General features: G+C 55.2%; 25 protein-coding genes. 19 read left to right on the plus strand and 6 right to left on the minus strand.

The genetic code is table 11. The annotated features are described in order from the left end of the window. The 4 genes from AAY24_RS03645 to kdsB are packed head-to-tail and all read left to right on the plus strand — an operon-like array spanning position 1 to position 2,398. Positions 1 to 426, plus strand: a complete 426-nt coding sequence (locus AAY24_RS03645; protein ID WP_046858535.1) for an ExbD/TolR family protein — start codon at positions 1 to 3, stop codon at positions 424 to 426. 7 nt (positions 427 to 433) lie between these two features. Next, the gene (lpxK, locus tag AAY24_RS03650) at positions 434 to 1,417 is read left to right on the plus strand and encodes a tetraacyldisaccharide 4'-kinase (RefSeq protein WP_046858536.1); all 984 of its coding nucleotides are present in this window, start codon (positions 434 to 436) and stop codon (positions 1,415 to 1,417) included. Further along, positions 1,410 to 1,592, plus strand: a complete 183-nt coding sequence (locus AAY24_RS03655; protein ID WP_046858537.1) for a Trm112 family protein — start codon at positions 1,410 to 1,412, stop codon at positions 1,590 to 1,592. Before lpxK ends, AAY24_RS03655 begins: the two co-directional genes overlap by 8 nt. Positions 1,593 to 1,618: 26 nt before the next feature. After that, positions 1,619 to 2,398, plus strand: a complete 780-nt coding sequence (gene kdsB, locus AAY24_RS03660; protein WP_046858538.1) for a 3-deoxy-manno-octulosonate cytidylyltransferase — start codon at positions 1,619 to 1,621, stop codon at positions 2,396 to 2,398. A 5-nt stretch (positions 2,399 to 2,403) separates the two neighbouring features. On the opposite strand, the gene AAY24_RS03665 is transcribed toward kdsB, so the two are convergent. Beyond that, positions 2,404 to 2,649, minus strand: a complete 246-nt coding sequence (locus AAY24_RS03665; RefSeq protein WP_046858539.1) for a hypothetical protein — start codon at positions 2,647 to 2,649, stop codon at positions 2,404 to 2,406. Between the two features lie 105 nt (positions 2,650 to 2,754). Next, on the minus strand, positions 2,755 to 3,117 hold the full coding sequence (locus tag AAY24_RS03670) for a hypothetical protein (RefSeq protein ID WP_046858540.1): 363 nt from the start codon (positions 3,115 to 3,117) through the stop codon (positions 2,755 to 2,757). A 283-nt stretch (positions 3,118 to 3,400) separates the two neighbouring features. Between AAY24_RS03670 and AAY24_RS03680 the strand changes: the two genes are divergently transcribed. Continuing rightward, positions 3,401 to 3,883 carry a low molecular weight protein-tyrosine-phosphatase gene (locus tag AAY24_RS03680; protein ID WP_046858542.1) on the plus strand — a complete coding sequence of 161 codons (483 nt, stop codon included), beginning with the start codon at positions 3,401 to 3,403 and terminating at the stop codon, positions 3,881 to 3,883. Between the two features lie 80 nt (positions 3,884 to 3,963). Here the strand turns inward: AAY24_RS03680 and rne are convergent, their stop codons facing one another. Beyond that, the gene (rne, locus tag AAY24_RS03685) at positions 3,964 to 7,167 is read right to left on the minus strand and encodes a ribonuclease E (RefSeq protein WP_082117232.1); all 3,204 of its coding nucleotides are present in this window, start codon (positions 7,165 to 7,167) and stop codon (positions 3,964 to 3,966) included. Between the two features lie 544 nt (positions 7,168 to 7,711). Here rne and rluC point away from each other — a divergent pair. From rluC to AAY24_RS03705, 4 genes are all read left to right on the plus strand, one after another. Continuing rightward, positions 7,712 to 8,686, plus strand: coding sequence for a 23S rRNA pseudouridine(955/2504/2580) synthase RluC (gene rluC, locus AAY24_RS03690; protein WP_046858543.1), 975 nt, complete (start codon positions 7,712 to 7,714; stop codon positions 8,684 to 8,686). Positions 8,687 to 8,692: 6 nt separating this feature from the next. Continuing rightward, entirely contained in the window at positions 8,693 to 9,346 is a 654-nt protein-coding gene (locus AAY24_RS03695) for an HAD-IA family hydrolase (protein ID WP_046858544.1), read from the plus strand. A 41-nt stretch (positions 9,347 to 9,387) separates the two neighbouring features. Continuing rightward, positions 9,388 to 10,362 (plus strand): signal peptide peptidase SppA, encoded by a 975-nt coding sequence (gene sppA, locus AAY24_RS03700; RefSeq protein ID WP_046858545.1) that lies wholly within the window; start codon positions 9,388 to 9,390, stop codon positions 10,360 to 10,362. A 99-nt stretch (positions 10,363 to 10,461) separates the two neighbouring features. Continuing rightward, positions 10,462 to 10,818 carry a hypothetical protein gene (locus AAY24_RS03705; RefSeq protein WP_046858546.1) on the plus strand — a complete coding sequence of 119 codons (357 nt, stop codon included), beginning with the start codon at positions 10,462 to 10,464 and terminating at the stop codon, positions 10,816 to 10,818. Positions 10,819 to 10,901: 83 nt separating this feature from the next. On the opposite strand, the gene AAY24_RS03710 is transcribed toward AAY24_RS03705, so the two are convergent. Next, entirely contained in the window at positions 10,902 to 11,270 is a 369-nt protein-coding gene (locus tag AAY24_RS03710) for a hypothetical protein (protein WP_046858547.1), read from the minus strand. A gap of 572 nt (positions 11,271 to 11,842) precedes the next feature. On the opposite strand from AAY24_RS03710, the gene AAY24_RS03715 reads away from it, so the two are divergent. The 3 genes from AAY24_RS03715 (at position 11,843) to AAY24_RS03725 (ending at position 14,862) form a co-directional block, all read left to right on the plus strand. Then, a complete protein-coding gene (locus tag AAY24_RS03715; protein ID WP_199930483.1) occupies positions 11,843 to 12,340 on the plus strand; it encodes an NUDIX hydrolase in 498 nt (165 codons plus the stop codon). A 141-nt stretch (positions 12,341 to 12,481) separates the two neighbouring features. Beyond that, positions 12,482 to 13,930, plus strand: coding sequence for an adenylate/guanylate cyclase domain-containing protein (locus AAY24_RS03720; protein ID WP_046858548.1), 1,449 nt, complete (start codon positions 12,482 to 12,484; stop codon positions 13,928 to 13,930). Positions 13,931 to 13,983: 53 nt separating this feature from the next. Beyond that, positions 13,984 to 14,862, plus strand: a complete 879-nt coding sequence (locus tag AAY24_RS03725) for a tetratricopeptide repeat protein (RefSeq protein ID WP_199930484.1) — start codon at positions 13,984 to 13,986, stop codon at positions 14,860 to 14,862. A 9-nt stretch (positions 14,863 to 14,871) separates the two neighbouring features. On the opposite strand, the gene AAY24_RS03730 is transcribed toward AAY24_RS03725, so the two are convergent. After that, complete coding sequence (locus AAY24_RS03730) at positions 14,872 to 15,846, minus strand: PDC sensor domain-containing protein (RefSeq protein WP_046858550.1); 975 nt, start codon at positions 15,844 to 15,846, stop codon at positions 14,872 to 14,874. 38 nt (positions 15,847 to 15,884) lie between these two features. Next, complete coding sequence (locus AAY24_RS03735) at positions 15,885 to 16,496, minus strand: Maf family protein (RefSeq protein ID WP_046858551.1); 612 nt, start codon at positions 16,494 to 16,496, stop codon at positions 15,885 to 15,887. A gap of 374 nt (positions 16,497 to 16,870) precedes the next feature. Here AAY24_RS03735 and AAY24_RS03740 point away from each other — a divergent pair, with 374 nt between their 5' ends. The 7 genes from AAY24_RS03740 (at position 16,871) to AAY24_RS03770 (ending at position 23,105) form a co-directional block, all read left to right on the plus strand. Further along, positions 16,871 to 17,119: an OadG family protein gene (locus tag AAY24_RS03740; protein WP_046858552.1), complete on the plus strand. Its 249-nt coding sequence runs from the start codon at positions 16,871 to 16,873 to the stop codon at positions 17,117 to 17,119. 69 nt (positions 17,120 to 17,188) lie between these two features. After that, the gene (gene oadA, locus AAY24_RS03745) at positions 17,189 to 18,973 is read left to right on the plus strand and encodes a sodium-extruding oxaloacetate decarboxylase subunit alpha (protein ID WP_046858553.1); all 1,785 of its coding nucleotides are present in this window, start codon (positions 17,189 to 17,191) and stop codon (positions 18,971 to 18,973) included. A 1-nt stretch (position 18,974) separates the two neighbouring features. Continuing rightward, on the plus strand, positions 18,975 to 20,108 hold the full coding sequence (locus AAY24_RS03750) for a sodium ion-translocating decarboxylase subunit beta (RefSeq protein WP_046858554.1): 1,134 nt from the start codon (positions 18,975 to 18,977) through the stop codon (positions 20,106 to 20,108). Between the two features lie 141 nt (positions 20,109 to 20,249). Beyond that, a complete protein-coding gene (locus AAY24_RS03755) occupies positions 20,250 to 20,786 on the plus strand; it encodes a YceD family protein (RefSeq protein WP_046858555.1) in 537 nt (178 codons plus the stop codon). Positions 20,787 to 20,826: 40 nt separating this feature from the next. Next, on the plus strand, positions 20,827 to 21,006 hold the full coding sequence (gene rpmF / locus AAY24_RS03760) for a 50S ribosomal protein L32 (protein WP_046858556.1): 180 nt from the start codon (positions 20,827 to 20,829) through the stop codon (positions 21,004 to 21,006). A gap of 108 nt (positions 21,007 to 21,114) precedes the next feature. Then, positions 21,115 to 22,140, plus strand: a complete 1,026-nt coding sequence (gene plsX, locus AAY24_RS03765) for a phosphate acyltransferase PlsX (protein ID WP_046858557.1) — start codon at positions 21,115 to 21,117, stop codon at positions 22,138 to 22,140. Further along, positions 22,137 to 23,105: a beta-ketoacyl-ACP synthase III gene (locus AAY24_RS03770; RefSeq protein ID WP_046858558.1), complete on the plus strand. Its 969-nt coding sequence runs from the start codon at positions 22,137 to 22,139 to the stop codon at positions 23,103 to 23,105. The genes plsX and AAY24_RS03770 overlap by 4 nt, the downstream gene beginning before the upstream one ends.

Raw genomic sequence — 23,105 nt, forward strand, 5'->3', positions numbered from 1 at the left:
GTGAATCTACGTCCACATCGCAAAGAGTCACCGGAGCTGAACCTTACCCCGCTGATTGACGTGGTGTTCCTGTTGCTGATCTTCTTCATGGTCTCCACCACTTTTGATAAGGAGTCACGTATCAAGGTGGAGCTGCCAACGGCAGCGACCCAGGATGAACAAGTAGAAGAAGAGAAAGTCCTGGAGATTACCATCGACGCCCGTGGGCGTTTCTACGTTGATGATCGAGAGGTGGTGAATACCGAAGCGGATACCCTGAAGCGGGCCATTGAAAAGGCAGCCGGAGTGCGCCGGGACCTGCCGGTCATCATCAAGGCGGATGCCCGTGCCTCCTTCCAGTCGGTCTTCAAGGTGATGGATGTCACCAGTCAGTTGGGCTTTGTGAATATGACCTTCCCCGGTAAACAGCCGGTAGCGGACAACTGACCGATCCGTGAAACGTCTGGATTATTACTGGGATAGTCTCAACCCGGTTGCCATTCTCCTGCTGCCGCTCTCCTGGCTGTTCCGGCTGGTCAGCTGGCTCAGGTGTCAGGCCTACCGAATGGGTCTGCTGATAACTTCTGAACTACCGGTTCCGGTCATCGTCGTGGGCAATATCACGGTGGGCGGCACCGGAAAAACACCACTGGTGATCTGGCTGGCCCGCCATCTGCGGGATCTGGGCTTCACGCCGGGCATCATCTCCAGAGGCTATGGTGGTCAGGCGGATGAATGGCCGCAGCCGGTAACACCACAGAGTGATCCAACCCTGGTGGGTGATGAGCCCGTGCTGCTGGCCAGTCGTACCGGCTGCCCCGTATGGGTGGGACCCGACCGACCCAGGGCTGCGCGGCAGCTGTTAAGTGAGTCAGATTGCGACATTCTGATCTCCGATGATGGTCTGCAACACTACCGGCTCCGGCGTGACCTGGAGATTGTTGTGGTTGACGGGGCGCGGGGCCTGGGCAATGGACTATCACTCCCGGCCGGTCCGCTGCGGGAGCGGCCTGCAAGGCTGAATCGGGTGGATATGGTGATCGCCAACGGAAAATCTCCGTTAACCGAGCACCGGATGACGTTGGTGCCCGGACGACTGATCAACCTGGCCGATCCGTCACACCAGGTCGGTCTGGACTATTTTGCGGAGCAGCGGGTACATGCCCTGGCTGGTATTGGGAATCCCGAGCGTTTTTTTGACACCCTGCGCAGTGCCGGTCTGGAACTGCAGACAAGGCCCTTTCCAGACCACCACCGATTCACCGAAACAGAAATTAACCCGGAAGACCAGTTACCGGTGATCGTAACCGAGAAAGATGCGGTAAAATGCGCTCCATTCGCCGGTCGGCGGCACTGGTATCTGGAAATCAGTGCGGAACCCGATCCGGGCACCATTCAACAGCTGGATAAGCGAATCAGAGAGTTTAAAAATGGATAGGAAATTGTTGGATATTCTGGTCTGCCCCTTGTGTAAGAGCAAGCTGACCTATGACAAAAAGGCGGGTGAGTTGATCTGTAAAGCGGATCGACTGGCATTCCCGATCCGTGATGGCATACCGGTGATGCTGGAGGAGGAGGCGCGCAGCCTGTCTCCGGAAGAAGAGGTCGAGTAACCGGTGCCGGTCACCTGGAGTCAGCGATGAACTTTAAAGTCGTCATACCGGCCCGCTTCGCCTCAACCCGGCTGCCGGGAAAGCCGCTGCTGGAAATCGCCGGAAAACCGATGATACAACACGTCCATCAGCGGGCTGTTGAGAGTGGCGCCGATCAGATCATTGTTGCCACCGATGACCAGCGTATCGCAGATTGTGTAACGGGGTTCGGTGGTGAGGTCTGTCTGACCGATTCCGGACACCGCTCCGGTACCGACCGTATTGCCCAGGTGGTCAGGCAATTTGGCTGGGCAGCGGATGAGATCGTGGTCAACCTGCAGGGTGATGAGCCGGATATGGCACCAGATCTGCTGCAACAGGTTGCCACCGATATGGCCAACCATCCGGATGCCGTTATGACCACGCTCTCTGCTGATTTGACAGAAACCTCCCAGCTGTTCGATCCCAACGTGGTTAAACTGGTGACCGACGCCAGGGGGTATGCCCTCTATTTCAGCCGAGCAGCTATCCCGTGGAACCGGGATCAGTTCGCCGATCAGCGGCAGTTACCAGAAAGTGTGGAAGGGTATCGGCGGCATATCGGGCTCTACGCCTACCGGGCGGGCTTCCTGGAACAATACATCCGCTGGCAGCCGGCACCACTGGAAGTGTTGGAGTCACTGGAGCAGCTCCGGGTACTCTGGCACGGCGAGCGTATCCATGTCAGTGCCGCCACCGTGCTGCCGGGACCGGGGGTCGACACTCAACAGGATCTGGATCAGCTCAATGAACTGTTTAAGCGGGATGGGGCGAGAGAGACCAGCTGATCGCTCTATCGACTGATCTTGTTGGCCAGCAGTTCCAATAACTCTTCTGAAAGACTGTCGGGAACCTGGCCAAACAGGGGAATCAGCACTGTTTCAGGTCCTTTTCTGGATGGTTCTCCAAACAGATTGGCCTGAATTATCGTATTATCAGAAGGGTCTGACAGTACCAGAACCCCTTCGTCCGCCAGCACTTCATGCAACACCCACTCTCTACCGAGATGGGTAAAACGGCTCCCGATCAGTGTGCGCATGCGTAGAATAAAATCCTGATCCTGCAAAACAGACTCCAAAGTTAAGTGTTTCAAGCGTGGGATTTAACCAGAGAGATTCAGAACAGTGCAGCTTTCCGCCCGGGCCTAAAAATGGCCGTAGGCCACCAGAAGGTCACTTTTTCTTCGTCCGTGGTTCATGCGTCGATCCGTGCCGTCCCGGTGAGCACGCCTGCGTTCAATCCGATAACGGCGGGATTTCTGGCTGCGGCGGTCAACCACACCTTCATAGGCGCAATGGCACGCTGCCGCGTCACAGCCCGGGAACGGCAGCTTCGGTGGCTTATCCACCGGATACATGCGATCCATCTGACGAATGGCCGATTTACAACCGCATCTGGAAACTTTCAGCAGGATAAACCGCTCATATTGTTGGATTTTCTCGAGCTGGGCCTTGCGTGTTTCGTTAATACCGGATGACTTATGTTCGTTTCTGGAGAACCATTTCATAATATCTCTCACTGCTTGACCCGCTGTATGTTGTGATTATAGATGATGATTTTTTGCCTGCTGAAAGTTGGATCATCGCCTGGCTAGGGAAAAGGCGGGATAGTGTGCTCGGTTTGACCGGATCGGTGTCGGAAAGCATAGCGGGGTCGCGGCACTGGACTTCCATGGCCAATCATGGAATAAAGCGATCCGAACTCTTCATAAGCAGAAACGGTGTCCGGGAGATACCGGAGACCCAGGAAAAGACGCGATCCATTCTGCTCCATTTACAGGCCTTGATTTTATGAAAAAAATTTCAGTTTTATTCGTCTGCATGGGCAATATCTGCCGTTCACCGACCGCGCATGGTGTGTTCGAAAAGCTGGTCGAAGACACCGGGCTGAGCCAGTATATCGAAGTTGATTCTGCCGGTACCCATGCTTACCATGTGGGTAATCCCCCTGATCCCCGGGCTCAGAAAACGGCACTAAGTCGCGGTGTTGATCTTAGCCAACAGCGCGCCCGACAGGCGGAACATAGCGATTTCGAGCGCTTCGATTATGTTATCGCGATGGACCAGGATAATCTGAACAATCTTCTGGCTATCGCCCCGGAGAACCATCGGGAGAAACTGCACCTGTTGCTGGATTTTGCCCCTGAACTGGAAAAGCGGGAGGTTCCCGATCCCTATTTCGGGGGGACGCGGGGATTTGACAAGGTTTTTGATCTGGTTTCCGATGCTTCTCAAGCATTGCTGACCGCAATCCGACGGAAACACCAGCTCTGACCCGATGTTATGCATAAAAAACGGGGGAGGTGCTACTCGACACCTCCCCCGTTTTTGCGTTTCATCCTGACAATAGGTGATCAGGTGTCCCCATCCGGTGCCGGTTTCTCCTCCGGCTTTTTATCAACGCTTTTCGGCGTACTCTTCGGTGATGTTTCAGCCGGAGCCGGCTTGCCGGTTGCCTCGGATTTCTCCTTGATGGCGACATCCGGTTTACTTGCCACCTTGGCCGATGGGGTAGTGGTGGCAGGCTTTGTCTCCACCTGTCGCAGGGGCGCCTGCTCGGGGACCGGTGCGTGCTTGGGGGCTGCCTTTACGGGCGTCGCCTCCGGTTTGCTTGCTGCCGGCGCTGGCTTGGTTGCAGGAGCGGCTGAGCTTGATTTTACCGCAGTGGGTTTGGTTTCCACCTGACGCAGAGGCTGCTCGTTTACCAGCGGTGTCTTCGGCGCTTCCGGAGCGGTCGACGACGGTTTTGCCGCTTCAGCTTTTGGTTTTTTTACTTCAGGTTTCTGTTCAACAGGGGCCGATGACGGGGCAGTTTTAGGTTTAGGCGCAGACACATTGGACTTTGCCGGTTGCGTCATCTCTGGCCTGTTATTGTCACTGTCTGCGGGACGACTGTCGGACTTTTCCCCAGCCTTGACCTCCGTGGCTTTGGCTACAGAAACAGGCGCCGGCTTGTCGGACGGTTTAGCTGCCGCATCACCCGCTGGCGCCGGTGACTCGGAAGCAGGGGCCTTGGCGCGTACTGCTGGCTTCTCATTTTTCGTTTCAGGAGCACTATCAGCGGCGGACTCCACAACCGGCCTAGATTCGGCTGGTGCTGCTGCGGACGACTCCGGCTTGCTGGTCGTGGCGGCGTTGTCCCCGTCCGGTTTACTGCCGCTATCGGAGCCACTGGTTGCAGCCGCAGCCGAGGCCACTGCAGCAGGGGCAGGGGTTGCGGCCTTGTTTTCGGCAGCCGGTTGACGGCTCGCAGACTTGTCAGTGGCTGAATCGTTCTGGCCATTTGAAGCTGCGTTCTCCTGCTTATCCTTCTCCTGCGCCGATGATTTTGGCTTGCGGGTGCGTTGACTCTTGGCCGCCCGAGGCTTGTCCTTGGCCTGTTCAGTGCTCTCTTTCCCGTTTGATTGGGCATCTGATGGCTGGCCTGATTTCGATGCGTCAGACGCCTCGTTGGTCGTGCTGACCGCCTCATTCTCAGGCGTAGTGGTCTTACGCCGGCGGCGTCCGCCACGGCGTCCACGCCGCGAGCTGCGTTTCGGCTCTTCGCCTGTCGCCTTCTGCTCGCCAGAACGATTTTTGTCATTGTTCGCGTTCGATTTCTGCTCGCCAGAGGTGGTCTCTTCTTCCGGAGTACGTTTATCGCTTTTACGCTGATTGGGCCGCTGCTGGCGATTTTCTTCAGGTTTTTTCTTCCCGGCTGGCTTTGACTTACCTGAACGGTTCCCGTTGGAGCGCGGGGTATCATCTGACTTGTTCCGGCTGCGCCGGTCACGGCTCTTGGATTCGTCCCGTTTCTCTTCCTTGCGGGGGGTCGAGTCGGCTTTTTTCGGAGAGGATTCCGCGCCTGTTGCGGTATCACCGCCAATGATAGCCTTCCAGAGCTTGCTGAAGAAACCTTTCTCACGCGGCTTCTCTTCCTCTACCTGGCGTTGCTGCGGAGTAGGGGCAGGGGAGGTGGGGATGAACCGCTTGACCGTAGGTTCTTCCGTCTTGGTCTCCTTAGGCTTGGCGAAGTCCGGGGTTTTGTCTTCCGGCTCCACCATCATCTTGTAGCTGGAAGTCTCTTCGTCACCTTCCGCCACATCCTGGGCACGTATGCGCTCGATTTCGTAATGGGGTGTTTCGAAATGGATGTTGGGAATCAATACCACATTGACATTCTGGCGCTGTTCAATGTCATGGATCGCATCGCGCTTTTCGTTCAGCAGGAAAGTGGCCACGTCCACCGGTAATTGAGCGGTGATCCGCAGGGTATTCTCCTTCATGGCATGCTCTTCGATAATCCGGAGCACCGAGAGTGCCAGGGATTCAACGCCGCGGATAAACCCGTGTCCATCACAACGGGGGCAGACATGCAGCATCGATTCGCCAAGAGATGGTCGAAGCCGCTGACGGGACAGCTCCAGCAGTCCGAAGCGGGAGATCCTACCCAGCTGAACCCGGGCCCGGTCCTGTTTCATCGCCTCTTTCAGACGATTTTCCACTTCCCGTTGATTACGGGTGGGGGTCATGTCGATAAAATCGATCACGAACAGACCGCCCATATCCCGCATTCTGAGCTGCCGGGCAATCTCGTCGGCCGCTTCCAGGTTGGTATTCAGGGCGGTCTCTTCGATGTCGGCACCTTTGGTGGAGCGGGCCGAGTTGATATCAATCGAGGTCAGTGCTTCAGTGTGATCGATGACAATGGCGCCACCGGAGGGCAGGCGGACTTCGCGCTGGAAGGCGGACTCGATCTGACTCTCGATCTGATAGCGGCTGAACAGCGGCACTTCATCGGTATAATGGCGCAGTTTTCGTGCATTGTGGGGCATGACCTGCTCGATGAATTCGCGCGCTTCGGTAAAGACCTCCGGGTGATCGATGACAATTTCACCAATATCCGCCCGCAGATGATCTCGGATAGAGCGGATGATGACATTGCTCTCCTGGTAGATCAGGAATGGCGCGGATTTCTCCTTAGCCGAGGTCTCGATGGCTTCCCACAGTTGCAGCAGGTAATCCAGGTCCCACTGCAGATCTTCCTGGCTCTTGCCGATTCCGGCGGTACGGACAATCAGTCCGGCGCCTTCAGGTATCTCCAGGCCGGACATGGCATCGCGCAGCTCATTACGTTCCTGGCCCTCAATACGGCGGGAAATCCCACCGGCCCGGGGGTTGTTTGGCATTAATACCAGGTAACGGCCGGCGAGGGAGATGAAGGTGGTCAGTGCGGCGCCTTTGTTACCGCGCTCCTCCTTCTCGATCTGAACGATGAGCTCCTGACCCTCTTTAACAGCATCCTTGATCTGTACGCGCCCACTGGATTCTTTGGCGCTTCCGGTGAAGTAGTGGCGGGAAATCTCTTTGAGTGGCAGAAAACCGTGTCGTTCCGATCCATAGTCAACAAAGGCTGCTTCCAGACTGGGCTCTACCCGAGTGATCTTTCCCTTGTATATATTGGCTTTTTTTTGTTCCCGACCGGTTGTTTCTATGTCCAGATTGTATAATTTTTGGCCATCCACGATGGCTACCCGCAACTCTTCTGGCTGAGTTGCGTTGATCAACATGCGTTTCATATTGTGAAATTCCCAGGGCGCGCTTTCTTCCGGCAGGAACCGGACAGGGTGATACATCACCTGGCTTCACCCGCTATTTCGGGGCCGGATTCCTAACAAGAAACAAGAGCTGTACGCCTGGTTGAATGGGGCCTTAGCCTGTTCAACACGGCAGCATCTTTGAAGCACGCCGTTAACTATGTACATCGATTGCGTCTGCAATACGATGCGTTCTTTGTTATGCACAGGGTCGGCAGGAGTCTGCTGATCGATCTATCCCACCCGGGTGAGAGATCTGATCGCCCGGCAATAACGGAACGCCACCTGGCGGGGTGTACGTTCGATGATCAGTTTGCGTATAGCGGATACAACGAACCCTCTCAGCTCTATATCACCGCTAACGGCGGATTATAGCTATATTAAGCAGGTGCAGCAAATAACATCTGTCGGCGGAACCGCTCGGTGCCCTTGATTTCCGGTGAAACAGTTAACAGTCAGAGAACCTGGGTTGCTCAACCCCGAACAACTGCTTGGTGTCGTTTGGGAAGCTGGTATCATACCGGCGATGTCAAACTCTCAACAGATTTATAACGCTGTGCATACCCTGAGTATCGAGCCGGGGTATGAGGGGCAGCGTATTGATAATTTTCTTATCAATCACCTGAAGGGCGTACCCAAGAGTCTGGTCTACCGGATCCTGCGACGGGGTGAAGTGCGTGTCAACAAAGGACGTATCAAGGCCAATTATCGGCTGCAGGTGGGGGATCAGGTGCGGGTTCCGCCTGTTCGCATGGCAGACCGGGATGAACCGGCGCGAGTCGACAACCGGCAGCTTGAACGTCTCGAAAAAGCTATAATATTCGAAGATAAGCGACTGATAGTACTTAATAAACCATCAGGTATAGCTGTCCACGGTGGGAGCGGTTTGAGCTTCGGAGTGATCGAGGCACTGCGTCAGTTGCGTCCGGATGAACGCCAGCTGGAGCTGGTGCATCGTCTGGATCGTGAGACCTCGGGCTGTTTGCTGGTGGCCAAACGGCGCAGTGCACTGCGCACACTCCATGAACTTATGCGTTCCAATGGGATCGATAAGCGTTACATCGCGCTTGTCAGGGGTAACTGGCGGCGCGACCGTATCGAAGTCGATGCGCCGCTGCTTAAAAACACCCTGCAGGGTGGTGAACGGATCGTAGTGGTGAATCCACGGGGAAAAGAGTCGCTGACGCGATTCAGCATCCGAGAGCGAATCGGGGATTTTCAGCTGATTGAGGCCCGCTTGATGACCGGGAGAACCCACCAGATCAGGGTTCACGCCGCCCATTTGGGGACACCGGTGTTGGGGGATGGGAAATATGGTGATGCCGCCACGAACCGGGAACTCAGGGATCTGGGGTTGCGGCGTCTGTTTCTTCATGCTGAAACGCTGCGTTTCAGATGGCCGGATGAGAAACAGTTTCAGCACTTCAGAGCGCCCCTGGAACCGGCTCTGGAGGAGTTACTGTCCCGAATTCGGACAAGTGCACATGCAAACAGGTATTAATTGACAATGGGACGCGAGTTCAAACTCCTGGTATTTGATTGGGACGGGACCCTGATGGATTCCGAGGCGAGGATCGTCTCCTGCGTACATGCGGCTGCCCGGGATATGGCCATCGAAAGCCCGTCGGATGATCGGGTCAGGGACATTATTGGTCTGGGGCTGAAAGAGGCTTTGGAGAAGCTGTTTCCCGGCTCAGACAACTCTTTTAAAGAGCAGTTTATCGGTTTTTACCGGGACTATTTTCTGCATGAGGATCGTACCCCCTCACAGCTTTTTCCCGGCGCTCTCGATGTGTTGCATGGATTGGCTGACGAAGATTATCTGCTGGCCGTAGCGACAGGGAAAGGGCGCCCCGGGCTCAACAAGGTGCTGGAAGAGACCGGCCTGAAGTCGCTGTTTCACGCCACCCGGTGTGCCGATGAGACCTTTTCCAAGCCGCACCCGGAGATGCTGGTACAGATCATGGATGAACTGGCTGTGGAGCCGGTGGATACCCTGATGATCGGAGATACCGAGTATGACCTGCAGATGGCCATCAATGCAGGTACCCATGGCCTGGCGGTGAGCTACGGGGTACACACGCCCGAGCGGCTCAATCGATTCAACCCCCTGGGTTGTCTGGATGATATATCAGAGCTTTCGGCCTGGCTGCATGGCTGAGTCGGATCTCACACCGTTGAAACAGATTCAGAGTGAGGAAAATGGATAATCTGGAACAAGAGCGAGTCAAGCGTAAAGCAGGTTGGGAGCGGGAGCTATTGGAAAAACTCGCCACCGCTTCGATCACCGAACAGCGGCGAGCGCGGCGCTGGGGTATTTTCTTTAAACTGCTGACTTTCGCCTATCTGGTGACGGTGCTGATCCTGTGGCTGCCGGACACCTGGTCCGATGCGGCTATCAAGTCTGCCAAGGAACATACCGCCGTGATCGAAATCAAGGGCGTGATAGCGGATGATAGCGAGGCCAGTGCAGATAACGTGGTGACTGCGCTCCGTTCTGCCTATAAAGACGAGAAAACCAAAGGGGTGATTCTGCGCATCAACAGCCCCGGGGGCAGCGCGGTACAGGCCGGCTATATCAATGATGAGATCCGGCGTCTGAAGGAGAAGCATCCCGAAATTCCAGTGTATGCGGTTGTGACCGATATGGCCGCGTCGGGCGGCTACTATATCGCGGTTGCCGCTGATCAGATTTACGTGGATAAGGCCAGTATCGTCGGTTCAATCGGCGTGCTCATGAGTACCTTTGGCTTTGAGCGGAGCATGGAAAAACTGGGTGTGGAGCGCAGGCTGTTGACGGCTGGTGAGCACAAGGGGATTCTCGATCCCTTTTCCCCCATGAAGAGCGAGGAGAAGCAGCATATCCAGAATATGCTTGACCAGGTGCACCAACAGTTTATCCAGGCAGTCAGGGATGGTCGCGGTGACCGGTTGCAGGAGAATGACGATATCTTCAGTGGACTGTTCTGGTCCGGGGAAGAGAGCATCAAGCTCGGTCTGGCGGATGGCCTGGGTAGCAGCAGCTACGTCGCCCGGGAGCTGATCGGTGCCGAGACCCTGGTGGACTACACCCGCTCCGAGGATCTGCTGGAGCGCTTTGCCAAGCGTATTGGCGCCGGCGCGGCGGCGTTTATGTCCAGTCAAACCGGCTTGGGACTAACCCCGCATATACGCTAACGGACCCCTGTTCATCATCAGTTGTCAGTATGGGGGGCACGGCGTACTATCCTTTGGAATAGTCGTCGTGCCTGGACCAGAGAGCGTCAGAATAACCCCATGATTGGCCCGGTGGATTCCAAGTGTGCCAAGCGCCTGTGCGGTAGTCATCGCAAGGTCAGTTCCCCTGCATCGGCGGGCGAAGCGGATATTTTTTTCAATCTCTGTATGGATCGGGTGCACTATGCGCCGGAGCGGCATGCCATCTACTTTGTGGATTCCTGCCATGTCACCGTGGCGGAGACCATACTGGCGGTTCTGCGGGGTTTGGAGTGCAAACCGGAAATCGAGCAGCTGTATCTGGATCAGCTGAGTATATTCAAGAGTCTGAAGCGGGTGAAAGTCAAACCAGAAGAGGCCCGGGCTGTGATGGTGGCTCTGCGCATGCAGGGTATGCAGATTACGGTGTCCAAGTAACCGGTAGGGCAGCCTGACTATCGGTTACCGGACATACGCCCCGACTGTCTGCCGACAGCGGGGCGTATGGGTTCTGTCCGTCTCTATTCAGCTGGTTGCGCCATCTCCTTCACCTTGTCCACCACCTCTTCGGTTTTCTCAATGGTGGCTTGCTTCACCTCTTCATATTTTTCCTTGATGGCTTCCATATCGGCCTTTTCGCTCTTCGGCAGGCTATCCTGCTCTCCGGTTGGAGCTTCATGACGATCCTGGTTCATTTCACTCCACTTTTCCCGGGCGGATTCTGTGGATTCCGATACTGCATTGCCCAGCTCTTTGGCTGATGCCTTTGCGTGCTCGGCAGCTTTCTCCATGCTGCTTTTCTCCACGTTGCCGGTGCTGTTCTGTTCGTCAGTACCGCAGCCACTAAGCAGGAGTGTGGATATAGCAATGATCAATGCAAACTTTTTCATGATATTTCTCGGGTTGGGTTCTATTGATGGAAGCGTTAAAAGAGTACCTTCCTACCCGGCCAATGGTTGCAAGCCGTCTGCTGCAAAGCAATAGGGCAAATGTAAACGAAAGTGTCTATATTTCCAGGCAACCGGTCGATGCACCTGATGGATAGTCTTTGTTAAAGTAGTCTCTGTCTGTTAAATCAACACCGCTTGTACCCATTACTCTGTAACTGTTACCGCTCTACAATAGTAATGTCAGACAGAGTATAGACCCGAATGCTGTGATTATTTGCTTCTGCCTCGGGTGGGTCTGCTGTATGCATCTATGTAGTTGGCGGTTCGGCAGCGCTAACCGGACGGGATTGCTCTGACCGGGCACAACGGACGGGAATGACAGGACCTGCCCCAAGGGTAAACAGCAAGCAGGTATGACCAGTAGGATTCAACGTGCGAAGGATATGAATCGGTACGAGCTTGATTGTACAAGCATCTCAGAAATACTCGATGTAAAAGGGCATCAGGTTCCCGAAGCGGTCCGGTATCCGGAAGGTTATTTCGCGGCCCCCCCGGCCCCCGCATCGGTGCTGATGCCGCTGTTCAAGGACCAGGATGGCTGGCGGGTACTCTATATCAGACGGTCGGAACATGAGAATGACCGGCACAGTGGCCAGGTGGCCTTTCCCGGCGGAAAGCTGGAGGCCATTGATCGTGACGCCCATGCGGCCGCATTACGGGAAGCCCAGGAAGAGATAGGGCTGGATCCCGCTCATGTCTCTATTCTGGGTGACTTGAGGTCCTATCACACCATCAGCAACTATCTGGTGACACCGGTGGTGGCGGAGATCCAGTGGCCGGTACCGCTGGTGCCGGACAGACGGGAAGTGAGTCGGGTTTTCAGTATTCCGGTGAACTGGCTGGCGGATCCGGCAAATCACCGGGTCAGCTGGCGCAGGCTGGATGGCTCTGATGCAAGTATCCAGGTGATCCATTTTGAGCGTTACGAGGGTGAACTACTCTGGGGTATTACTGCCAAATTGACCGTTACGCTGTTGAATCTGATCGGCTTGCTGGAGACCCGGCGCTGAGTGGTGACCGCCAGAAAACCGGCATATGACAAGTTCCGACTTCCACGGGAATTGTACTTAAACCGGTAACTATCGGACTCACCGATACATGCTAAGATTGTCCTCTTGCAAAACCTGTCTCCTTGCGCACTGGCGCCCTTGATGAAAAAACTGACCCGACGACTCGAGAACTCATCGCTTCCGCTTGCGCTGAAGTGGTCGGTTATTATCGCCTGTTTTGTCTCTCTGGTGATGGGTTCTCTGGGCTGGTTTTTAATCAATCAGCAGACCGCCAATTATCGACATCAGAATGCACTGCTTGGTGGTGTGGTGGTTGATCAGCTGGCGTTTGCCGCCGGTGAGCCGCTGCTGGCAGGGGATGATCTCAGTCTGCAGGTGCTGGTCAGGCAGCAGGAGAAAAACGCGCTGATCATCGGTATGCAGGTGTTTGACCTGAAAGGCGTCCTGAAAGCGAGCGCCGGTGTCTCACCCATCGGTGATATTTTGTCCCTTTTTGATCGGAACGAACAGCTGCGCCAGTTGCCCTGGCGCACGCCCTATGTCAATGCGGTCTCTTTTTTCAGCAGTATCAAATTCAAAGATGTAACCGCAGGTTATGCGGTGGTCAGTATTGATCAAGGTCCGCTGGAACAGCAGTTGAGCGCATTAACCGGGGCACTGATCACCACCACCATCGGCCTGATTGTGATCGGGGCGATACTGGCGTTTCCGTTGGCCCATCGACTCTGCCGTCCCATCTATCAGTTGGTCAAGGTGGGAGAAGCAATAGACAGTGGTAAAACCCACATGCCGATTGCCGTGGGACGTAAAGATGAGATCGGTCGTGTACTCGATGCCTTTCAGCACATGGCAGAGGGCATGGAGAAGAAGCGCGAGGTTGAGCAGGCCTTTTCCCGTTTCCTGTCACCCACTATCGCACACCAGGTGTTGAACCAGCCGGCCGGTAGCGAACTGGGCGGTATTACCAAGGTAGGCAGTGTGTTGTTCTGCGATGTGGTCGGTTTTACCGAGTTATCTGAAAACCTGTCGCCCAGGGATGTGGGGGAGATGTTGAATCAGTACTTCAGCTATTTCTCCATTGCGGCGGACAGCTGCAACGGAACCGTGGATAAATTCATCGGCGATTGCGTGATGATTCTGTTCGGGGTGCCGGAATCGGACACATCCCATGGGCTGCATGCGGTCACCTGCGGTGTGCTGATCCAGGAGATTGCTGCCCGGATTAACCATCAGCGACAGAAGAAAGGCCTGCCGCTGGTGCAATTCAAAGTCGGAATCAACAGTGGTCAGATGCTGGCCGGTAATCTGGGCAGTGTGGAGCGGATGCAGTACACCGTAGTAGGAGATACAGTGAACCTGACAGCGCGGGTTTGTGATATCTGTTCACCGGGCCAGATTCTGATAACCGAGGCGACACTGATGCAGCCAGGGGTTAAATCCCTGGCCAAAAGTTTTCCGCAAAATACCGTCAAGGTTAAGGGTCGTCGTCAGCCTGTTAAAACCTATCTTATTGACAGCAATTCCTTTATATCCGAATCCAGATTTCAGGAGAGCCTGAAAACCATACTACCGACGGTGGAAGTCCAATGAGGCAGTTGCTGATTTCCCTCCTTGTTATTCTGCTCACGGGTTGCAGTGCCATTGTGACAAAAACTGCTCCCACGGCGCCTCCGCTATCCCCGGCAGAACTGATCCAACAGGCAGAGAAACTGTACCAGCAGGAGCAGTGGCATGAGGCGCTGGTGCTGCTTGGTTCGGGGCTGGACCGGTATCCTGATGAGCGGCGTCTTGCCGAGTTGCACGCTGAAATAAAACGTAATTGGGAGATGCGAAAACGGAACCGGGAGGACTGGATTCTGGTGCATGAAACCAGTTCGCTATGGAAAAAGGTTCCGTATCTGGAGGAACTGGTTTCTATTGATCCGGACAATATTATTACCAGGTCCCGGCTGCTGTTCTGGCAGAACATGCTCAAGTCGAAAGTTCCCGATCTGATAGCCTGCGGCTCGGTACATCTGCATCTGGATCAATCCCTTGCCGAGGCCTGCGTCACCCTGGCCGAAAAGATCAAGCCGACCGAGGAGAGCGCTTTTTTGCTGCGCAAAATCCAGCAGTCCCATGCCGAGAAAAAACGAACCGAACGCTCGAAAAAGGCGGTTCAGGAGAAGCATGATAAGACCCAACAGCGCAATCGACTGTTAAAACAGGCCCAGGCACAGATCGCCGATGAGGCCATCCCGGATGCAGTCGCCTCGCTTCAGCAACTGCTGGAACTGGTACCGGATGACCCGGAGGCCAGCGGACTGTTGGAACAGGTGATCCGGGTTCGCGATGAGAAGGTGGCCAATCTGATCGCATTCGGTGATGCACTCTATCGGGAGGAACAGATCGAGCAGGCGGTATCTGTATGGGAGTCGGCGGAAAAACTCGACATGGGGCGTCAGGATGTGGCGGGGCGCATCGAGCGCGCCATGAAGGTTCTTGAGCGGCTGCGGGAGATTCAGGAACAGCCGGTGCCCTGAGGGCGTGGTTCAGGCATCCACCGCCGGTCGACTGGTGGAGCCGATATCTCCTGACCAGAAGGCGTTGCGCGGATTGAGAAAATCGCTCCAGGGGATGTAGTGGGAGCCATCACAGGAGAAGTTCAGCCCGATCAACCCGTTAAAAACATTGATTGACCCGGAGCGCAGATAGACCGTTTCATCCGCCAGTCGCAGTTTCTTGAAGCCCTCCAGCACCGGTTTGATTTTGTTCTGCGGCAGCACGGCATCAGAAGGATAGTCGTGCAGCGGATAGGCGAGGCAGATATCGGGATCGATCAGGTCTTCAACTTCCAGCATCCGGTAACGGAAGGGGTCATCCATCAGCCACAATGTGGCACGGCTGCTGGAGAAGTGCAGCTTGCCATGAAATACCCCGCGCTGGACAATCAGCTCCTCCATAATGGACATTACCTCATCAATATGGCTGTCCAGCACGCTCTTTACCCTTGTCTGCTGAAACAGTAGTCCCCGGATTGACGGGTCGCCTTTCATTTGTCGCCATTGATCCGGCTCATCGTACAACTGTTGGGTCAGGGGCAGGTCGCGCAGATCAAAATCCGCACCCAGCAAGCCGATCACCCGATCCTGTCTTCTGACCAGTTGGATTGCGGTGATACTGGGGCGTCCCGACAACAGGCTGATATAGGCTTCGGAGAGGTAGTAGTCGACGGCCGGATAGATGCTGTTCAGATAGGGACGACTGGAGCGGTCTCTGCCAAAGTGCTCCGGGAAACGGCCGCTTCCATTGATATTGTCCGAGATCTGGATGGCGTCCGTACCCAGGGCATAGATGTAGGCGCAGTAGGGGAGTTCTGCCACCCGGTCTGCCAGTACCTGATCGAGCGACTCCCGATCAGGCCAGACATCACTGCAAGCCCTGGCAATCCGTCCCAGAATGGGCTGGATGAGGCTGCCCAGGGCTTCCCGCTGTTTACTGATGCTTTTCTGTATCGGACTCGTCATGATTTGTTACCAGTAAACCAGGGATGAGTGGACCATCCTCAAGGAACCTGAACTCCTTCAGCCTCCAGGAAACTGATCAGCCGGATAAGCGGTAGGCCGATCAGGGTGTTGGGGTCGTCCCCCTCCAGTCGCCGGAACAGGGCGATACCCAATCCCTCGGATTTAAAACTGCCAGCACAGTTATAGGGTTGCTCCCTGTCCAGATAACGCTCTATCTGCTGTTTATCCAGATCCCGGAAATGGACGTGGAACAGCTCACAGCTGGTCCGGGCCTGATCGGTCCTGTTGTTATAGAGACAGAGACCAGTATAGAAGGTCACCCGTTTACCCGATGCCAGGGAAAGTTGCTCAATGGCCCTGTCACGATTCCCGGGCTTCCCCAGTATCTGTTCATCAATACAGGCCACCTGGTCGGAACCGATCACCAGGGCGTCCGGGTGTTGCCTGGCGACGGCCTTTGCCTTGGCCTCGGCCAGTCGTCGCACCAGCTGTTCCGGTGTCTCATGGGGGTGACGCTGTTCATCGACGTCGGGGGCGCCCACGTCGAAAGCGAGCCCCAGTTTGCCTAACAGCTCCCGTCGAAAGGGCGATGTGGATGCCAGCACAATGGCGGGGTGGTTGGTCTTGAGTGCGGATGGGGTACGGTTCATGGGGAGTGAAATGGTTGCTCGTTTCTGGCTTTTTTATGGTTGCGCAATGCTACCAAAAATAGCGCTTCTGAGGGGAGAAATCCGACCATTTGAAAATGTAAAAAGATTTGCAATGTTGCCATCATATTGCGATGTCTTGACAATCTTAAATTTCATAGATACATTGAAAAAAAGCATTGGTTTTATCAATACAAAGCATCTATCCATAATATACTCATTGTTTATCAATGGGTTATAAATAAACAAACTTTCCTTAGACTTGACAAGATAGCTCCGTATCCCCTAGAAATGCGGACCGATTTAAGTCTTTTCTAATATTTGACCGTCATGCTGTAACTCCACGGACAGAGAAGCGGGACGAAGGGGCCGACATAATGGATGTATCCAATCTGCTGTTTGATGGGGTGAATCTGATGCTGCTGGGGATGGGCAGCGTGTTTCTTTTTCTGACGGTTCTGGTGTTCACCATGAGCGGGGTCTCCCGGCTGGTGATCGCCTTCTCCGGTGATGAACTCTACAGCGATCCCCAGGGCCACCCCCTGCCAACAGAGCCGGAAACAGAGCACGAGGAGGTCATTGCGGTGATCTCCGCGGCTATCAGCCGTTATCGAAACAAGTCCTAGAGCCGTGACTGCAGCACTGTCTGCCAGGTCCGCCTCTTTCCGCATCACCGTCTAGCTGAGCGAAATCCTATGACCAATAACACCAAACTCGGCATAACCGATGTCGTTCTCCGCGACGCCCACCAATCCCTCTTCGCTACCCGTTTGCGGATTGAGGATATGTTGCCCATAGCTGCAAAACTGGATCAGGTCGGTTTCTGGTCACTGGAGACTTGGGGTGGCGCTACTTTTGATGCCTGTATCCGTTTTCTTGGCGAAGACCCCTGGGAACGGTTGCGGTTACTGAAAAAGGCTATGCCCAACACCCCGCAACAGATGCTGTTCCGGGCGCAGAATATTCTTGGCTATCGGCACTATGCGGATGATGTGGTGGAGCGCTTCGTGGAGCAGGCAGCCGCCAATGGCATGGATATTTTCCGTATTTTTGACGCCATGAACGACCTGCGTAATCTGGAAACTGCCATCAAGGCGACCCTGAAAACCGGCAAGCATGCCCAGGGGACCATCTCTTATACGGTCAGCCCGGTACACGATACGGACTATTGGCTGGATATGGCCAAGGGCCTGGAGGATATGGGGGCAAATTCGATCTGTATCAAAGACATGGCGGGCTTGTTGAAACCCTACGTGGCATTCGATCTGATCAGCCAGATGCGTGAGGCGGTCTCGGTGCCGATCGCACTGCATTGCCATGCCACCACCGGATTGAGTACCGCAACGCTGGTCAAAGCGGCCGAGGCGGGGGTGGATATGGTCGATACCTCGATCTCGTCCATGAGCATGACTTACGGACACTCATCCACCGAATCGGTGGTATCCATCCTGGATGGAACGGCGCGTGATACCGGTCTGGATATCCAGCTGCTGGAGGAGATTGCCGCCTACTTCCGGGAAGTACGAAAAAAGTACGCTAAATTCGAAGGCGCCCTGAAGGGTGTCGATTCCCGCATTCTGGTTGCCCAGGTGCCCGGGGGCATGCTGACCAATATGGAGAGTCAACTCCGGGAGCAGGGGGCAGCTGACCGGCTGGATGAGGTGCTGGAGGAGATTCCCCGGGTCCGTAAGGACCTCGGCTACATCCCGCTGGTCACACCCACTTCACAGATCGTGGGCACCCAGTCGGTACTCAATGTGCTCAATGGTGAACGCTACAAGAACATCACCAAGGAGACCGCCGGCGTACTCAGGGGTGAATACGGGGCTACCCCGGCTCCTGTCGACAGTGCACTGCAGGCCAGGGTGCTGGAAGGGGAGGAACCGATTTGTTGCCGTCCGGCCGATCTGCTGGAACCGGAGATGGAGAAACTGACCGAAGAGTACCGGTCAATTGCCAAGGAGAAGGGGATTAAGGTTGCGGAGAACCTGGTTGAAGATGTGCTGATCTACGCACTGTTTCCCCAAATTGGTCTCAAATTCCTTGAAAATCGCGATAATCCCGCTGCCTTCGAATCCGCACCCACGCTGGAAGAAGAGCCGGTCACACCCCCATCCGTTCCGGCAACACCTACTGCACAAGGCCCGGAATCCTATACAGTGACGGTAAACGGTAAATCCTACGGCGTGACCGTCTCTGCCGGCGGTGAGATAGAGCAGGTGGTTTCGCAACCGGCATCCCCGTCATCGGCATCGGGCAACTCGGCGGGTGAAGCGGTGCCGGCACCCCTGGCCGGAAACATCTTCAAGGTAAAGGTAACCATTGGTCAGCATATCAAGGCAGGGGATGTGATCATGATCATGGAAGCGATGAAGATGGAGACCGAAGTCAGGGCCAACCGGGGCGGAATCCTGGAAAGAATTGTCGCCAAAGAGGGCGAGGCGGTCCAGGTGGGCGATCCACTTGTGATTATCAGCTGATATGAGCGGAGCAGAAGCACTTTGGCAATCCATGGGCATTGCCACCATGACCTGGGGCCAGCTGCTGATGATGCTGGTCGGCTGTTTGCTGATCTATCTTGCTGTAGTGAAAAAGTTTGAACCACTGCTGCTGTTGCCGATCGGGTTTGGCGCCATCCTGAGTAATATTCCGGAAGCGGGCATCGCCGATCCAGGTGGGCTTTTATACTATATCTATCATGTGGGTATAGAGACCGGGGTGTTTCCCCTGTTGATTTTCATGGGGGTAGGGGCCCTGACCGACTTTGGCGCTCTGATCGCCATGCCCAGCACCCTATTTCTGGGGGCTGCCGCCCAATTCGGCATCTTTGCCACCCTGCTGGGGGCCCTGGCCCTGAATCTGATCCCCGGTTTTGATTTCAGCCTGGCGGACGCCTCTGCGATCGCCATTATCGGTGGTGCGGACGGTCCGACCGCTATCTTCCTGGCCTCCCGTCTGGCGCCCGATCTGCTTGGGGCAATTGCCGTGGCGGCATACTCCTATATGGCGCTGGTGCCGATAATCCAGCCACCGATCATGCGGCTGCTCACCACCGAAAAGGAGCGAAATATTGTCATGTCCCAGCTGCGACCTGTGGGTCGCCTGGAAAAGATACTGTTCCCGTTTACAGTATTACTGCTCTGTATCCTGTTTCTGCCCTCCGCAGCCCCACTGATCGGTATGCTGATGTTCGGCAATCTGCTACGGGAAGTGGGGGTAGTGGATCGCCTGAGTCGCGCAGCCCAGAACGAGATTATTAATATAGTCACCATCTTTCTCGGCCTGGCTGTGGGATCGAAGCTGTCAGCGGACAGATTTCTGACCCTCGATACCCTGGGTATTCTGGCCCTGGGGGCGATCGCCTTCTGTATCGGCACTGCCACCGGTGTGCTGATGGGCAAGGTTATGTGCAAGATCAGTGGCGGTAAGGTCAATCCCCTGATCGGCGCGGCGGGAGTGTCGGCGGTACCCATGGCGGCCCGGGTGGTGAACAAGGTGGGGCTGGAGAGTAACCACCATAATTTCCTGCTTATGCATGCCATGGGGCCCAATGTGGCAGGGGTGATCGGCTCAGCAGTTGCGGCCGGCGTACTGCTGGCGGTGGTTGGGAACTAAACGACCAGCATGCGATTGTGCTGAAGCCTGGAAAGATACTGCGTCAGGGATGGTGATCCATTATTCCGGGCGGGTTCCAAACCGACGTAAGTGTGTAATATTTTTGACGTATCCCGGATCCCGTAATATCATTGCGCGCTTATGTCGTCGCGACTTCCTGAATTCATCGATCCCCGGCGCCTAGCCAGCCAGGGAGGCGGCTACTCCGGTACGGTGAAGCTGGCTGATCTCCCGCGGTTGAGTGAGGCATTACTGGATACAGCCGGTAACGCCGGATTCAGCCTGGAGTTTTATCGTGATAACCGGAACCGGGCACGGATCAAGGGAGAGGTTCGGGCGGAGCTGGTGTTGGAGTGCCAACGCTGCCTGGAAGCCCTGGTGCTACCGGTAGATGCGGTACTCGATCTGGCGGTAATTCAGGTTCCTGAAGAGGCCGATCGGTTACCGGAATCGGTTGATCCGGTCTGGGTTGAAGAGGATACCTTGCGACTTTTGGATCTGGTGGAAGATGAGCTGATACTGGCGATTCCCCAGGTGCCACGACACGAACCTGACGATTGCGGGACTGGAAGTTATACTCCTGCCCAGGAAGAGATGGTCAGTCAGGGACAGGAAGATGATGCATCAGACAGACCGAATCCGTTTGCCGTACTGGCCGGGTTGAAATCTGATAAATAGTTTAAATTTAATTGCTTATTGTAACTCAGGAGCTTGAACCATGGCGGTCCAGCAGAACAAAAAAACCCCTTCAAAACGTGGCATGCGTCGTTCCCACGATGCACTTCGGGGTGAGACTCTCTCCATCGATCCAACCTCTGGTGAGACCCATCTTCGTCATCACGTCTCTCCCGACGGTTTCTACCGTGGCCGCAAAGTGGTCAGTGGTAAGGGCGAATAACCCTTTACACCGTGAGTCGTATGCGAGCAGTTCCACACAACCGTCCTTTCGGGGCGGTTGTGTGTTTTTGCGCCCGCAAAAGATGTCTGAACCTTCGAGGATATAAGGGTGAGTGATCGGATAACCATAGCCCTGGATGCCATGGGTGGTGATCATGGCCCTTCCGTCGTGGTGCCAGCTGCACTGGACTTCCTGAAAAAGGACCGGGATGTCGATCTGATTCTTGTCGGACGGGAAGAGGCCATCAAACAGCATCTGAACGGGCGTCAGCCGGATAGCCGGCTCCGGATTGTGCCAGCCTCCCAGGAGGTTGGTATGGATGAGCTGCCCTCCAGGGCGCTGCGGGGGAAGAAAGACTCCTCCATGCGGGTCGCCATCGACCTGGTGAAAGAAGGTCAGGCGCACGCCTGTGTCAGCGCAGGCAATACCGGTGCGCTGATGGCTACCGCCCGCTTTGTGCTGAAAATGCTGCCCAATGTGGATCGCCCCGCCATCATTACCGCATTACCCTCCATGTCGGGCCACACCTGGGTGCTTGACCTGGGAGCCAATGTGGATAGCAGTTCGGACCATCTGTTCCAGTTTGCCGTGATGGGTAGTGAACTGGTCTCTTCCGTGGATGAGGATATTCCCAATCCCCGTATTGGCCTGTTGAATATCGGCCAGGAGGAGATCAAGGGGAACGACCAGGTGAAACGGGCCCATGAACTGCTGACCAACAGTTCGCTCAATTATATTGGATATATTGAAGGCGACGGTGTCTATACTGGTGAAGTCGATGTGGTGGTTACTGATGGATTTGTCGGTAACGTTGCGTTAAAAAGCGCCGAAGGCGTCGCCAAAATGATTGCCCATTACCTGAAAAGTGGATTCAGGCGCAATATATTCACTAAATTGGCCGGTTTGCTGGCCCTGCCAGTGATCAATGGTTTCCGTAAAAAGATCGATCCGCGACGTTATAACGGGGCCAGTCTGCTGGGGTTGCGGGGGATTGTAATCAAAAGCCATGGCGGAGCCGATGTGCTGGCTTTTAATCATGCGATTAAAATGGCCAAAAAAGCAGTCCATACCAATGTCCCGGAGCGCATAGCCCATGGGGTCGAATCTCAACTAGAAAAAAGGGCGGACGTGTGACCTATTCCCGCATTATCGGAACAGGCAGTTACCTGCCTGAAAAAGTAGTTACCAATGACGATCTCGCACAGATGGTCGATACATCCGACCAATGGATCCGGGAGCGTACCGGTATACGGGAGCGTCATATCGCCGTGGAGGGTGAAACCACCTGCGATCTGGCTGAAAATGCCGCACGCAATGCCATCGCCGCTTCCGGCAAACAGATCTCCGACATTGACCTGATCATTGTCGCCACCACCACGCCGGATCAGATATTCCCCAGTACCGCCTGCCTGCTGCAGAGCCGTCTGGATATCCACGGTTGCCCGGCATTCGACGTGCAGGCCGTTTGCACCGGATTTATTTACGCCCTGAGTATTGCCGATAATTTTATCCGGGCCGGCAACGCGACCTGTGCCCTGGTTATTGGCGCCGAAACCTTTTCCCGTATTCTGAACTGGAAGGACCGGGGTACCTGTATCCTGTTTGGTGATGGTGCCGGGGCAGTCGTTATCGAAAAGAGCGATGAGCCAGGCATTCTCTCCACCCATCTGCATGCGGATGGGGATTACGCCAGTCTGTTACACGTACCTGAAGGGGTCTCAAAAGGTTACGACGTGGTTCGGCAAAATGCCGCTTTCGTCGAGATGAAGGGCAACGAGGTATTCAAGATGGCAGTGAATACCCTGGGCCGGATCGTCGATGAAACGCTGGACAAGAACAATATGAAGAAATCCGATGTGGACTGGTTGATTCCGCACCAAGCCAACATTCGGATCATTCGGGCAACAGCACGTAAACTGGGTATGCCGATGGAACAGGTTGTAGTGACTGTCCATGAACATGGCAACACCTCTGCCGCTTCGGTACCGCTGGCACTGGATGTGGCGGTTCGTGATGGCCGTATCAAGAAAGGGGAGACCCTGTTGATGGAAGCCTTTGGCGGCGGCTTTACCTGGGGTTCTGTGCTGGCCAGGTTTTAA

The sequence above is a fragment of the Sedimenticola thiotaurini genome (assembly GCF_001007875.1).
GTDB classification, from domain to species: Bacteria; Pseudomonadota; Gammaproteobacteria; order Chromatiales; family Chromatiaceae; genus Sedimenticola; species Sedimenticola thiotaurini.